Source organism: Mesorhizobium sp. M0060 (genome assembly GCF_040323155.1).
Lineage (GTDB): Bacteria > Pseudomonadota > Alphaproteobacteria > Rhizobiales > Rhizobiaceae > Mesorhizobium.
In genome coordinates this window covers 22,484-35,647 of record NZ_JAMYUP010000004.1, presented here as the reverse complement: position 1 = coordinate 35,647, position 13,164 = coordinate 22,484, and the positions used below count along the sequence as shown (strand labels likewise).

General features: G+C 62.7%; 11 protein-coding genes. 7 read left to right on the top strand and 4 right to left on the bottom strand.

The annotated features are described in order from the left end of the window. Positions 1–36: 36 nt before the first annotated feature. The gene (urtA, locus tag NKJ94_RS05640) at positions 37–1,347 is read right to left on the bottom strand and encodes an urea ABC transporter substrate-binding protein (RefSeq protein WP_352523455.1); all 1,311 of its coding nucleotides are present in this window, start codon (positions 1,345–1,347) and stop codon (positions 37–39) included. A gap of 300 nt (positions 1,348–1,647) precedes the next feature. Between urtA and NKJ94_RS05635 the strand changes: the two genes are divergently transcribed. After that, positions 1,648–2,043: a hypothetical protein gene (locus NKJ94_RS05635; protein WP_352523453.1), complete on the top strand. Its 396-nt coding sequence runs from the start codon at positions 1,648–1,650 to the stop codon at positions 2,041–2,043. Between the two features lie 103 nt (positions 2,044–2,146). Here NKJ94_RS05635 and NKJ94_RS05630 read toward each other — a convergent pair whose 3' ends face one another. Together NKJ94_RS05630 and cckA are read right to left on the bottom strand one after the other, a co-directional pair. After that, the gene (locus tag NKJ94_RS05630; protein ID WP_352523452.1) at positions 2,147–2,857 is read right to left on the bottom strand and encodes a purine-nucleoside phosphorylase; all 711 of its coding nucleotides are present in this window, start codon (positions 2,855–2,857) and stop codon (positions 2,147–2,149) included. An 83-nt stretch (positions 2,858–2,940) separates the two neighbouring features. Beyond that, entirely contained in the window at positions 2,941–5,514 is a 2,574-nt protein-coding gene (cckA, locus tag NKJ94_RS05625) for a cell cycle histidine kinase CckA (protein ID WP_352523450.1), read from the bottom strand. Positions 5,515–5,717: 203 nt separating this feature from the next. On the opposite strand from cckA, the gene NKJ94_RS05620 reads away from it, so the two are divergent. Further along, complete coding sequence (locus NKJ94_RS05620) at positions 5,718–6,509, top strand: hypothetical protein (protein ID WP_352523449.1); 792 nt, start codon at positions 5,718–5,720, stop codon at positions 6,507–6,509. An 84-nt stretch (positions 6,510–6,593) separates the two neighbouring features. Here NKJ94_RS05620 and dksA read toward each other — a convergent pair whose 3' ends face one another. Further along, entirely contained in the window at positions 6,594–7,010 is a 417-nt protein-coding gene (dksA, locus tag NKJ94_RS05615) for an RNA polymerase-binding protein DksA (RefSeq protein ID WP_023717816.1), read from the bottom strand. A gap of 261 nt (positions 7,011–7,271) precedes the next feature. On the opposite strand from dksA, the gene NKJ94_RS05610 reads away from it, so the two are divergent. The 5 genes from NKJ94_RS05610 to NKJ94_RS05590 all read left to right on the top strand — a co-directional run bounded on the left by NKJ94_RS05610 (position 7,272) and on the right by NKJ94_RS05590 (position 13,146). Continuing rightward, on the top strand, positions 7,272–7,775 hold the full coding sequence (locus tag NKJ94_RS05610) for a SixA phosphatase family protein (RefSeq protein WP_352523447.1): 504 nt from the start codon (positions 7,272–7,274) through the stop codon (positions 7,773–7,775). Positions 7,776–7,839: 64 nt separating this feature from the next. Further along, complete coding sequence (locus tag NKJ94_RS05605; protein WP_352523445.1) at positions 7,840–9,318, top strand: YcjX family GTP-binding protein; 1,479 nt, start codon at positions 7,840–7,842, stop codon at positions 9,316–9,318. Then, a complete protein-coding gene (locus NKJ94_RS05600; RefSeq protein ID WP_352523444.1) occupies positions 9,315–10,409 on the top strand; it encodes a YcjF family protein in 1,095 nt (364 codons plus the stop codon). The genes NKJ94_RS05605 and NKJ94_RS05600 overlap by 4 nt, the downstream gene beginning before the upstream one ends. Before the next feature lie 87 nt (positions 10,410–10,496). Next, positions 10,497–11,051, top strand: coding sequence for a hypothetical protein (locus NKJ94_RS05595; RefSeq protein WP_352523442.1), 555 nt, complete (start codon positions 10,497–10,499; stop codon positions 11,049–11,051). 259 nt (positions 11,052–11,310) lie between these two features. Next, positions 11,311–13,146 (top strand): monovalent cation:proton antiporter-2 (CPA2) family protein, encoded by a 1,836-nt coding sequence (locus tag NKJ94_RS05590; RefSeq protein WP_352523440.1) that lies wholly within the window; start codon positions 11,311–11,313, stop codon positions 13,144–13,146. The last annotated feature ends 18 nt before the right edge of the window (positions 13,147–13,164 follow it).

Sequence of the window (13,164 nt, the reverse complement as noted above, 5' to 3'; positions counted from 1 at the left end):
GGAGGCTTTGCGGTCTGGGAGGACAGACCGGGAGGATCAGTTGGTTCCCTTGCCGCCGCATTTGCCGGTGGCAACATTGAAGTTGCCGCAGGACAGAGGCGCGCGCCAATCGGAGATCAGGTCCTTGGAATCAGGCAGATAGTCGGACCATTCGTCGCCCATCACCAGGCCCGGCGTCTGCGAGACGGTTTCGAACTGGCCGTCGGCCTGGATTTCGCCGATCAGCACCGGCTTGGTGATGTGATGGTTCGGCATCATGGTCGAATAGCCGCCGGTCAGGTTCGGCACCGAGATGCCGATCATGGCGTCGATGACCTTGTCCGGATCGGTGGTACCGGCCTTCTCGACTGCCTTCACCCACATGTTGAAGCCGATATAGTGGGCTTCCATCGGGTCGTTGGTGGTGCGCTTGTCGTTCTTGATGAATTTGTGCCAGTCGGCGATGAACTTCTCGTTCTCGGGCGTATCGACGCTCTCGAAATAATTCCAGGCGGCGAGATGGCCGACCAGAGGCGCGGTGTCGAGACCGGCAAGCTCTTCCTCACCGACCGAGAAGGCCATGACCGGAATGTCCTCGGCCTTGATGCCCTGGTTGCCGAGTTCCTTGTAGAACGGCACGTTGGCGTCGCCGTTGACGGTCGAGACGACCGCGGTCTTCTTGCCGGCCGAACCGAACTTCTTGATCGCCGAGACTTCGGTCTGCCAGTCGGAGAAGCCGAACGGCGTGTAGTTGACCATGATGTCTTCGGCAGCAACGCCCTTCGCCTTCAGATAGGCTTCGAGGATCTTGTTGGTGGTGCGCGGATAGACATAGTCGGTGCCTTCGAGCACCCAGCGCTTCACCGAACCGCCATCCTCGCTCATCAGATAATCGACGGCCGGAATGGCCTGCTGGTTCGGCGCCGCACCGGTGTAGAACACGTTGCGCTCGCTTTCCTCACCCTCATACTGGACCGGGTAGAACAGGATGTTGTCGAGCTCGCTGAACACCGGCAGCACCGATTTGCGCGACACCGAGGTCCAGCAGCCGAACACCGCCGCGACCTTGTCCTTCGAGATCAGCTCGCGCGCCTTTTCGGCGAACAGCGGCCAGTTCGAAGCCGGATCGACGACCACCGCCTCGAGCTTCTTGCCGAGCAGGCCGCCCTTGGCATTCTGCTCTTCGATGAGCATCAGCATGGCGTCCTTCAGCGTCGTCTCCGAGATCGCCATGGTTCCCGACAGCGAATGGAGGATGCCGACCTTGATGGTGTCGTCGGCCGCCCTGGCGGGAACGCTCATCAGCAAGCCGGCGGTGACCACGCCGGCCGAAAACATTTTTGTTATTGTCGAGAAACTGCCCCTCATACTTTTAACTCCCAAACTGGTTAACTGCATCGGAACAGACCATGCAACGGCTGTGCCAATCACCGGAGCAAGATCGGAGGAATTGAGATTTCCCAGCCCTATCAGCGGGTTAATATATTAGCCGCAGAAGATGAACACCGCTCACCAGGTTTTGAATGAGAAACGACCACCCGCGTCAGCCTAAGTTTTACTCATATGCCAACAGATGACTTGTTTTTAGGCAACATCACATGAGCGCCGGCGAAGGATTGCGGCGCCGCAGCGAACTGGGGCAAGTTCGCCTCTCAAACGAGCGACGCCATGGCCTTCAGAACTTCTTGCATTTTCACCACCATGCTTCTGCTGGCGACGACGACCGCGGCGCGCGCCAACTTCAGCGACGGCAAGCTGCCGGACGGCACCTATCATTGCGAGGTCTATTTGCTTGGCATGTTTCTCAGCCTCGGCGACATCACCATCAAGGGAAACGTCTATAGCGGTCCGGTGAGCTTCGGCGCCGCCCCGCCGAGCCATAACTACCAGATGGACGCAGACGGGGTGATCACCTGGCTGGGTCCACTAGGCGGCTACACCAGCGGCGGCAACTCGATCTCGCTCACGCAAGCGACGCTGGACGGCGAAACCACCCCGTCCTTCGATGTCATCATGAAGCAGTCGGACGGAGCCTTTACTGCCTCGACCTGCACGAGGCGCTGAAAAAATTGCCGAACCCGGCAAGGTTCCGCGCCGGAAGGCAGCTCTAATTTGTGTGGCCCTCGCCCAAAGTCGAAAAGCAAATCGCGCCGAAGCAGAAAGCCGCCTAGCTCTCCGCCGCCACGTCGAGCGCCAGCCGCGTCATATCGGTGAAAAGCCCCTGGCGTTCGGAATAGTCGGTCTGCTCGCCGGTTGCCACATTGTCGACGACGGTCAGGATCGACAGCGCCCGGGCGTCGAAATCGGCCGCAATGCGGTAGAGCGCGCTGGTTTCCATGTCCACGGCGAGCGCGCCCTGTGCCTGTGCTTCGGCGAAGCGCTCGCGCCCCTGCGGATGATAGAAAATATCGCTGCAGATGGTCAGCCCGGCCCGATGATCGATGCCGAGCTCGGCGGCCCGGGCCAACGCCTGAGCCAACAATGCCGGATCGGGGCCGGCATCGGCACGGTAGAGCCCGAAACTCTGGCCGCTTTCTGAGCTTTCAGCGCGCACCGATTGCGCGATCACCAGGCTGCGCAGCACCAGCTCGGCGGTCAGCCCACCGCATGTGCCGGTACGGATCAGTGTTTTCGCACCATAGAAATCCAGCAGCTCATGCACGTAGACCAGGAATGACGGGACGCCGATGCCGGTGGACTGAATGCTGACAGGCTTGCCGCGAAACAGGCCGGTAAAACCAAGCGCGCCGCGGCGGCGGTTGACGCAGCGCGGCGCCTCCAGAAAAGTCTGTGCCATCCATTCAGCGCGCTGCGGATCGCCCGGCAGCAGCACCGTGCTTGCGTACTCGCCCTTGCTTGCCTCGTTGTGTGGCGTCACGGCATGCTTTCCAAAACCCGTCGCCCGTTTCGCCTGCAATCATGGCAGTCTCACGACATTGCGCAAGCGGAGCATTGGAAGAGTCAGGATTCCAGCATGTCCTTTACGATTGTGGCCAATTGCTTGAGCGAAAACGGCTTCGGCAAGAAGCCGAAATGCGCGTCCGCCGGCAAGTTCTTGGCGAACGCGTCTTCCGCATAGCCGGACACGAAGATGAACTTGATGTCGGGCTGCCGTTTGCGCAATTCGCCAAGCAGCGTCGGGCCGTCCATTTCCGGCATCACTACATCGGAGACGACGATGTCGACCTTGCCGCCGAGCGCTTCGTAGACTTCAAGCGCCTCGACGCCCGAGGACGCCTCGTGGACGGTATAGCCGCGCGATTTCAGCGCCCGCATGCCGCCCATGCGCACGGCGTCCTCGTCTTCGACCAGCAGCACCGTGGCCGAGCCCGACAGATCCTTGGCTGAGTCGGCGATCTTGGCAGGTGCGGCCGGCACTTCTCCGGCCTCGCCCGCCTTTCTCGCCTCCGCAATGTGCCGCGGCAGGAAGATGCGGAACACGGATCCCTTGCCGACTTCGGAATCGCAGAAGATGAAGCCGCCTGTCTGCTTGATGATGCCATAGACCATGGACAGGCCAAGGCCAGTTCCCTTGCCAACCTCCTTTGTCGTGAAGAAGGGCTCGAAGATCTTTTTCAGCACATCAGGCGCGATACCGCTGCCGCTGTCCTCGACCTCGACCAGCACATAGTCGGCCGGAGTAAGTTCGCGATAGGAAAAGGTCTTGCATTCCCCGGCGCTGACGTTGCGGGTGCGCACGGTGAGGTCACCGCCGGCCGGCATCGCATCGCGCGCATTGACCGCCAGATTGACCACCACTTGCTCGAACTGCCCGATATCGACCCTGACCGGCCACAGGTCGCGGCCATGGTCGATCTTGAGCTTGATGTCGTTACCGACCAGGCGGGCAAGCAGCATCCTTAGATCGGCGAGCACGTCGGTCAGGTTGAGCACCTCCGGCCGCAACGTCTGCTTGCGCGAGAAGGCCAGCAACTGCCGCACCAACGAGGCCGCCCGGTTGGCATTCTGCTTGATGTTCATGATGTCCGGGAACGACGGATCGGACGGCCGGTGATTGGTCAAAAGCAGGTCCGAGGCCATGATGATGGCGGTCAGCACATTGTTGAAGTCGTGCGCGATGCCGCCGGCGAGCTGGCCCACCGCCTGCATCTTCTGGCTCTGCGCCATCTGGCCCTCGAGGGCCTTTTGCTCGGTGGTCTCGACGGCATAGACGATGGCCGATTCCTCGGCACCCTCGCCGCCGGTACCGTCTGCTACTGCATTGACGTAGAAGCGTATGTGGCGCTCCTCATTGCCGGGCAGCACCGTATCGATCGGTTCGATGTCAGCCTGTTGCTGGCGTGCCTTTTCGAATGCCGCGGCGAAAGCCGGCCGGTCGCGCTCGTGGATCACCGTATCCAGCCGCACACGCCGATCGACCGCGTCGCGGTCGACGACCGAGGAAAACAGCGACAGGAACGGCGCATTGGTGCGCAGGATGCGCCCGGCATGGTCGACGCCGGCTATCGCCATTGGCGTCGAATTGAAGAACCGCGTGAAGCGTATTTCCGAGGCGCGGAGGTCGGCCGAAGCATCCTCGCCTTGCGTCCGGTTGAGCACGATGGTGCGAGTCGGGCCGTTGAGGCCCTCTCGGCTGGCCGAAACACGATGCATGAAGCGCACCGGCAGCGCCTCGCCGGTCATCGTCGTCAGATCGAGATCGATAACGGCATTGCGCGTGGTACCCGCGTCGGCCTTGACCGAACGGACCAGCGCCATGCCGTCGCCGGCGACGATCTCCGGCAGCTTGATGGCGCCGGGGGTGAAGCTGGCCAGGTCGATGCCCAGCCACTCCGCAAGGGTCGCGTTGATATAGGTGACGCGGCCTTCCTGGTCAGCGGAAAAGAAACCGGCCGGCGCATGGTCGAGGTGATCGATGGCCTTTTGCAGGTCGAGAAAGAACCGCTCCTGCTCGGCCCGTTCCTGCGAGATATCGGCAAGCTGCCAGGCAAGCATGGGCAGCCGCTGGCCGGGAACGCTGAACGCGCGGGCACGAACGCGGTACCAGCGCGCGCCCGGTTCGGCGCCTGGCCGAATGGACTGGGCCAGCCGAAACTCGCCGTCGCCCGGCTGGCCGTCGCGCAGGCCCGACGCCAGCCGGTATATGGTCACCGAGGCCTCGGGAACGTCTGAAAGCAAACCTTCGACCGTCTTGAGGGCGGCCGCCGACTCGGCGCCCGTCATGTCGGCATAGGTCCGGTTGGCGTAGATGATGCGGCCTTTGGTGTCGGTGACCAGGAGACCTTGCGACATCGAATCGACGAAAGCTTTCGACAGTTCGTCGCTTGTCGAGCGCGGCGTGATGTGCACGAAGCCGATCGCAGTGGCGAACAGAAAGCCGACGCCGATCATCGCCAGCACGCCAAGCATGCCGAGCAGGAATGGATCGCCAAGTCGCTCGCGGAAAAGGCCGAAGACGATCGCTGCCCCTGTCAGGACGACGATGAAGACGATGAGCCGGGTGACCGCGCCCGGTCGCGTGTTCTGGTCGACGATAGGTACCGGATAGAAATCGCCGCGCGCTTCCTTGGCCATGTGCCCCCTGCTCGTGAATTCCGGTGTCGGTTGAATCATATTCTCAGGGTCGGGAAAAGGCCCGGCGGCAAATGTCCGCTAAAAATGACGCCGTTCGGCTCCCGGTGTTTCAAGCTGTTCACGAAGCGTGAAAGGCAACTTGCGGTGGCCTGCCGCAACAGTCTAGTGTCGCCTCTCTTCGAAAGCCGATTTTGGGGGAACCAATGCTGCAATGGCTGGATGGCGTGGCGGGTCCTGGTTATGCCGCAGCAATCCTGTGGACGTTTGCAGTACTTGTCCTTCTGCTCATCATTCTTCTCATCATCAAGCTGGTCCGCAGCCTGACATTCGGAACATTCGTCGCCGGCGGCAGGAACCGCAAGACGCGGCTGGCCGTCATGGACGCCACAGCGGTCGACAGTCACCGGCGGCTGGTGCTGGTGCGCCGCGACGATATCGAGCACCTGCTCTTGATCGGTGGCCCGACCGACGTCGTCGTCGAGCGCGACATCAGGCTCTCGGCGCTGCGCCGCCCGGCATTGACCGGAGACAACAGCCACCAGCCAGCAGCAAGGTCGGCTCAGACCACAGCCGCGCCGGTGAGGCAAGCGCCGCCGCAGCCGGCAAGTGCAGCCGCAACGCCCGTCCGAGCCCGCCAGACGGCGACAACCCCGGCAATGATGCCAGCACCGGCGCCGAAACCGGCATCGAACGTCACACCGTTGCCAAGTTATGGATCCGTCAACGCCAATGTCTCGCGACATGCACCGCCGCCGGCAAGACAGGACTCCCCGGCAAGATACGAGCCTCCGGCAAGGCACGAGTCCGCGACAAGACATGAATCGTCCCCGGCACGGCATGAGTCGATCGACGATGCGCTGATGAAGGAGCTGGAGGTTTCCCTCGACGAGCCACGCTTCAGCCAAACGCCGAGCAAGCCAGTGGCGAAGGCATCGCCCTCTCTCGACGACGAGATGACGAAGCTCCTCGGCGAGTTGTCCAATCAGAAAAGATAGGCTGATAGCGAACGGCCAATGAAAAATGGCCGGAAAACCGGCCATTTTGAACGCTTTACCGATGCCGCTGTTTTTCCCGCCGACTCAGTCGTCGCGGTAGACCTTCTCGCGCCGCTCATGGCGCTCCTGTGCCTCGATCGACAAGGTAGCGATCGGGCGCGCGTCGAGCCGCTTCAGCGCGATCGGCTCGCCCGTCTCCTCGCAATAGCCGTAAGTGCCTTCGTCAAGGCGCTGGAGGGCGGAATCGATCTTCGAGATGAGTTTTCGCTGGCGATCGCGGGCGCGAAGTTCGATGGCGCGGTCGGTTTCCGAGGAGGCGCGATCGGCGAGGTCGGGGTGGTTGGCGTTTTCCTGCTGCAGGATTTCGAGAGTTTCGCGTGCTTCGCGCAAGATGTCGTTCTTCCAGGTGACGAGCTTCAGGCGAAAGTAGGATTTCTGCCGCTCGTTCATGAACGGCTCGTCTTCGGAGGGTACGTAATCGGCGGTAACGATGTCGTTCATTCGACTCACCCAACAAACCCCAATTTTTGCGCCTATATATTCGCGGACCGAAAACTGCACAAGCTCAATCGACGACAGTTTCACGCATTTGTTTATGTGGGACAAACCGACATTGGCGACATCATTCGCATGAACGGCACGCCCGAATTCGCGCATGATTCATTATGCTTGACGGGCATCGGCATTGCGCGCGAAGCGCTTCTGATGGCTAATTCCAGCGGCCGCATTTGACCGGTCGGTACCCGACATATCGGGGGTTCCGTGACCAGACTTTACCTGCTGAGGCATGCAAAGGCCGGCTGGGCGCTGCCCGGCGTCCGCGACTTCGATCGCCCGCTCGATGCATCCGGCTTCGCCGATGCCGAAGCGATGGGCGTGCTGATGCGCGCCCGCAACTATCTACCGGACCTCACCCTTTGTTCCAGCGCCAGGCGTGCGCGCCAGACGCTGGAAAGCTTAGCGGGCTATGCGGACACGGGCCGGGTGCTGTTCTTTGACACGCTCTACAGTGACGATGCCGCCGGGTATCTGGCTACCATCCGGCAGAATGGCGGGCTGGGCCCCCTGCTCGTCATCGGCCACAATCCGATGATTGAGGATCTCGCCATGGCGGTCTCAGGCGATGGCGACGAGACCGCGCGGGCCATGCTGAACCACGGCTTCCCGACCTCCGCTCTTGCGGTGGTCCGGTTCAAAGGCAGTCTTGAAGAGGCTGCGCCGGGCGCCGGCTATCTCGAAGCCTTCCTGACGCCTGCCGATATCTGAGGCCATTTCAAAGCCGCGCATCAAAGCCTATATCGGAGCCTGACCGGCCCCGCGAGAACAGATTTTGGCATCATCGCTGACGACTTTCACCGACGAGGCGAAGATTGCCTTGGATACGTTGTCAGGCCGCGCTGCCGGGCTTTTCACTCCGTCGCTGCGTCTTGGCGTGACCGGGCTGTCCCGCGCCGGCAAGACGGTGTTCATCTCGGCCCTTGTGCACAATCTGGTCCATGGCGGGCGCTTGCCGCTGTTTGAGGCACAAAAATCGGGGCGCATCGCCCGGGCTTTTCTCGAAGAGCAGCCGGACGACGCCGTACCACGCTTCCAGTACGAGGATCACATCGCGGCTCTTGTCGACGACCGCCTCTGGCCGGATTCGACGCGTGCGATTTCCGAACTGAGGCTCACCATCGAATACGAAGCGGCCTCGGGCTGGAGCCGCATGTTTTCTGCCGGCAAATTGTCGGTCGACATCGTCGACTACCCCGGCGAATGGCTGCTCGACCTGCCGCTGCTCGGCAAGTCCTTCGCCGATTTTTCTCGCGAAGCCTTCGAGATGGCCGCGTTGCCGGTGCGTGTCGATCTTTCGCGGGAATGGCAGGCACTCTCCGCCTCCGTCGATCCGAACGCCGACGCCGACGAGATGGCGGCGCGGCGCCTCGCCGAGTGCTTCGCCGCCTACCTCAAGGCCTGCAAGCTCGACGAGCGGGCGCTTTCGACCTTGCCGCCCGGCCGCTTCCTGATGCCCGGCGATCTTGAAGGCTCGCCGGCGCTGACCTTCGCGCCGCTGCCGAAACTCGGCGCCGGGCGCGCCCGCTCCGGATCGCTGCAGGCGATGATGGAGCGGCGCTATGAGGCTTACAAGACGCATGTCGTCAAACCGTTCTTTCGCGAACACATCACGCGTCTCGACCGGCAGATCGTGCTCATCGACGCCTTACAGGCGTTGAATGCCGGCCCCGGCGCGATGGCCGATCTGGAACGCGCGGTCACCGAAATCCTGTCCTGTTTCCGTCCCGGCCGTGGCAACTTCCTGACCGACCTGTTTTCGAGGCGCATCGACCGCATATTGGTGGCCGCGACCAAGGCCGACCATTTGCACCACGAAAGCCACGACCGGCTGCAGGCGATCGTGCGGCGGCTTGCCGACCGCGCCGTGGCGCGGGCGAATTTCACCGGCGCCGACGTCGACGTCGTCGCCATGGCGGCCATGCGCGCGACGCGGGAAGGCACGGTCAAGCAGGGCCGCGAGACTTTGCCGATCATTATCGGCACGCCATTGCGCGGCGAAAAAATCAATGGCGAAACCTTTGACGGGAACACCGAAACGGCCATATTTCCCGGTGATTTGCCGGAGAAAGTTGATGCGGTGTTCGATGTTTCCGAATCGAAGCACCGGCAGAACAATGACGACCCGGCGATCCGCTTCGTGCGCTTTCGCCCGCCGAAACTCGAACGCACGGCCGAAGGCGTGACGCTGTCGCTGCCGCATATCAGGCTCGACCGCGCGCTGCAGTTCCTGATCGGAGACCATCTCGCATGAGCGCACCCCGCAGACCGGCGGCCTTTCGCATCGAGCCGGAGCCCCTGCCGAAGGAAGATCCGACGTCTCGCCATGCCGCGTCCGAGGCCGCGCCGGCGCGAAAGCCGCGTACCGTGAAGGCGGATCTTGCCGTGGTCATACCGGCGGAGATCGACGTCTTCGACGAGCCTGATATCGTCGCTGCCGAACCGCCGCCGGCGATTGCGCCGCGAAAACGTTCGCTGCTTGGCAGCCTGTTCTTCGGCGCGCTGGGCGTTCTGGTTTCGCTGGCCGTCGGCCTCTGGACCGACCAGCTGATTCGCGACCTGTTCGAGCGCGCCGAATGGCTGGGCTGGCTGGCCGCCGGAATGGCCGCGATCGCCATCCTGGCGCTTCTGGTCATCCTCGTCCGCGAATTCCTGGCGATTGCCCGCCTCGCCGAGGTCGAAAAGCTGCAGAAGCGGGCACTCGACGCGATTGCCCGCGACGATCCGAAGGCCGCGCGTGCCGTGGTCGACGAGTTGTCGGCCTTTGTCGCGGCCAAGCCCGAAACAGCGGCCGGCAGGCGCTCGCTGGCCGAATTGCGCGGCGAGATCATCGACGGCGGCAATCTGGTGCGCCTGGCCGAGACCGAGATCCTCGGCCCGCTCGACGCCCGCGCGAAGGTGATGATCCTCGATGCGGCGAAGCGTGTGTCGCTGGTAACCGCGGTCAGCCCACGCGCGCTGGTCGACGTCGCCTATGTCGTATTCGAAGCCGGCCGGCTGATTCGCCGCCTGTCGGAGCTCTATGGCGGCCGCCCGGGCACGCTTGGCTTCTTTCGCCTGGCGCGCAGCGTTCTCGCCCATCTGGCGGTCACCGGGTCGATCGCCGTCGGCGACAGTTTCGTCCAGCAGATCGTCGGCCACGGCCTCGCCGCCCGGCTGTCGGCGAAGCTTGGTGAAGGCGTCGTCAACGGCATGATGACCGCGCGCATCGGCATTGCCGCCATGGAAACCGCAAGGCCCCTGCCCTTTAACGCTGTCAGGCGGCCAGGATTGGGCGATTTCCTCTCCGCGCTGACCTCCTTTGCAGCAAAGAAAGAAAAAGAAACATCCGCTTCCGGAACGTGACTATCGCCTTCGGGTGACAAAGCATTAACCAATCTTGTTCATGGTCGGAGGCGTCCAAACCAGTCTCTTTGTTGCCGGGTGTCGTCGATGAAAAGCGTTATTCTGTCCAGCGTGCTGCCCGTGGCGCTCACGCTTGTCGCAATCGTCGGCATCGCCGGAAAGGCTTCGGCGGCGGAACCGGACAAGCAGTTCTTTCGATCGGTCGAAGGCAAATGGGTCGGCCCCGGAGAAATCGTTGCCGGCAAATACAAGGGCACGAAATTCACCTGCAGCTTCATCGGCTCGACGCCTGACGGCAAGGTCGGCATGTCGCTCGACGGCGGCTGCCGGGTCGGCATGTTCACCCAGCAGATGTCGGCAACGATCGAACACAAGGGCCGGCAGGGTTACAAGGGCAGCTTCATGGGCGGGGCCGCTGGCTCCGGCCTCGACATTATCGGTGGCAATGTCGTCGATGCGCACAAGGTGGTTTTCACCATCAATCGCAATCAGTTGCGCGGCGTGATGCAGGCGCTTGTCCCCGACGACAATTCGATGACGGTGACCGTTGCCGTGCGCGTCGACCAGCAACTGGTCCCGGTCATCGGCATGAAGTTGAAGCGGATCGATGCGGTAGAAGTTGGCTCCATCGCTCCGAACTGAGCCTCCGGCATAAAAAAGGCGGCAGCCAAGCGGCGCCGCCCTCTTTGACATGCACCTGGGCGCTCAGCCCTTGATCGCGGCAATCAGCTCGTCATAGGCCTTGCAGGCGTCGGCCGCTACCGTGCCGCCCCGGAGGCCCCACTATCCTGTGCAGTGCGCCTGCAATATCGCTTTCACGATGCGCTGGATTCGCACTGTTCGATCCGCGCCGAAGCCCCTATCTTGGCCGCTTGACTCCCAAGAGAGCGGAACGGCAGGCATGGCGGCAGAGGCATCGAACAGCGATCTGATCCAAGTGGTGGCGCTGCTTGCCGCCGGCGTCGTTGCGGTGCCGATCTTCAGGCGCATGGGACTAGGCTCCATTCTCGGCTATCTGGCGGCCGGTGTCGTGATCGGCCCGTTCGGGCTGCGCATCTTCTCCGAATCGGAAGCCATTCTTCATGTCGCCGAACTCGGTGTCGTCATGTTCCTGTTCATCATCGGGTTGGAGATGCAGCCGTCACGGCTATGGGGCATGCGCCGCGAGATTTTCGGGCTTGGCGCGCTGCAGGTCGGCGTCTGCGCGGTTCTGCTGACCGGCGTCGGGCTGGCCGGAGGCTTTCCGATCGCACAATCCTTCGTTGCCGGCGCCGGTTTCGTGCTCACCTCGACCGCAATCGTCATGCAGTTGCTGGAAGAACGTGGCGAATTGGCCACGCCCAAGGGCCAGCGCATCGTCTCGATCCTGCTTTTGGAAGATCTCGCGATCGTGCCGCTGTTGGCGCTGATCGCCTTCCTTGCGCCGGGCGGCGCCGATATGAGCCTGTCGGATCGGTTGACGGAGGTCGGCATCGGCCTTGCCGCTATCGTCGGTCTGGTGGTTGCCGGGCGCTATCTGCTCAATCCGTTCTTCCGTATCCTGGCGGATGCGCGCGCCCGCGAGGTGATGACCGCAGCCGCCCTTCTGGTCGTGCTCGGATCGGCGCTTGCCATGCAGCTTTCCGGCCTGTCGATGGCGATGGGCGCCTTCCTGGCCGGCGTGCTTTTGTCGGAATCGACCTTCCGTCACCAGCTGGAGGCCGACATCGAACCGTTCCGCGGCATTCTGCTCGGTCTGTTCTTCCTCGCCGTCGGCATGTCACTCGACCTGCATGTGGTCGTCGTCAACTGGCAGCTCATTGCCATCTATGTCGTTGCCTACATGGTGATGAAAGCGATCGGCATTTATCTCGTTGCCCGCATCCTCAAAACCGGCCATCGGGAAGCGCTCGAGCGCGCCGTCTTCATGGCGCAGGGCGGCGAATTCGCCTTCGTCCTCTATTCCGCAGCGGCGGCGGTGGGCATCATCGACGGCCAGGCCAATGCGATGCTGACCGCCATCGTCATCATTTCCATGGTGCTGACGCCTTTGGCAATCATAGCACTGCGGTATCTGACGCCGCGCGACGAGCAGTCGCTCGAAGGCGTCGATGTCGCCAACGGCCTGACCGGCAGCGTGCTGATCATCGGCTTTGGCCGGTTCGGCCAGATCGCCAGCCAGCCGCTTTTGTTGCGCGGGATCGACGTGTCGATCATCGACAATGAGGTCGAAATGATCCAGGCGGCGGCCGATTTCGGCTTCAAGGTCTATTATGGCGACGGCACGCGGCTGGACATCCTGCGTGCCGCGGGAGCCGGGCGGGCCCGCGCCGTGCTGATCTGCGTCGACAAGCCCGATGCCGCCGTGCGCATCGCGGAGCTGATCAAGGCGGAGTTTCCCTTGCTGACCGTGCTGGCGCGGGCCTTCGACCGCGGCACCGCCTTACAGCTCATTCGTGCCGGCGTCGACTATCAGCTCCGCGAGACTTTCGAATCGGCGCTTGTCTTCGGCGGCTCGACGCTGGAAGCTCTTGGCGTCGACCCCGAAGAGGTCGCCGAGGTCGTCGAGGACGTCCGTCGCCGCGATGCTGCCCGTTTCGAACTGCAGCAGGCCGAAGGCATCCGCGCCGGGCGGCGCTTTCTCAAAGGCAATATCGGCACGCCCATCCCGACGCCGCTCAGCACACCACGGCGCGCGGGCCAGGCGCTCAATGAAGAGACCGCCGGCGTGCTGCAGAAATCCGAGCCGGCCGACTAACCCCTGGAAAGACGCGAA

Excerpts from the sequence above, each read along its gene's own strand:
- NKJ94_RS05600 (WP_352523444.1), top strand. The coding sequence starts at position 9,315 with ATGAGCGCACCCCGCAGACCGGCGGCCTTTCGCATCGAGCCGGAGCCC.
- urtA (WP_352523455.1), bottom strand. The coding sequence starts at position 1,347 with ATGAGGGGCAGTTTCTCGACAATAACAAAAATGTTTTCGGCCGGCGTG.
- NKJ94_RS05635 (WP_352523453.1), top strand. The coding sequence starts at position 1,648 with ATGGCCTTCAGAACTTCTTGCATTTTCACCACCATGCTTCTGCTGGCG.
- cckA (WP_352523450.1), bottom strand. The coding sequence starts at position 5,514 with ATGGCCAAGGAAGCGCGCGGCGATTTCTATCCGGTACCTATCGTCGAC.
- NKJ94_RS05595 (WP_352523442.1), top strand. The coding sequence starts at position 10,497 with ATGAAAAGCGTTATTCTGTCCAGCGTGCTGCCCGTGGCGCTCACGCTT.
- NKJ94_RS05590 (WP_352523440.1), top strand. The coding sequence starts at position 11,311 with ATGGCGGCAGAGGCATCGAACAGCGATCTGATCCAAGTGGTGGCGCTG.
- NKJ94_RS05620 (WP_352523449.1), top strand. The coding sequence starts at position 5,718 with ATGCTGCAATGGCTGGATGGCGTGGCGGGTCCTGGTTATGCCGCAGCA.
- dksA (WP_023717816.1), bottom strand. The coding sequence starts at position 7,010 with ATGAACGACATCGTTACCGCCGATTACGTACCCTCCGAAGACGAGCCG.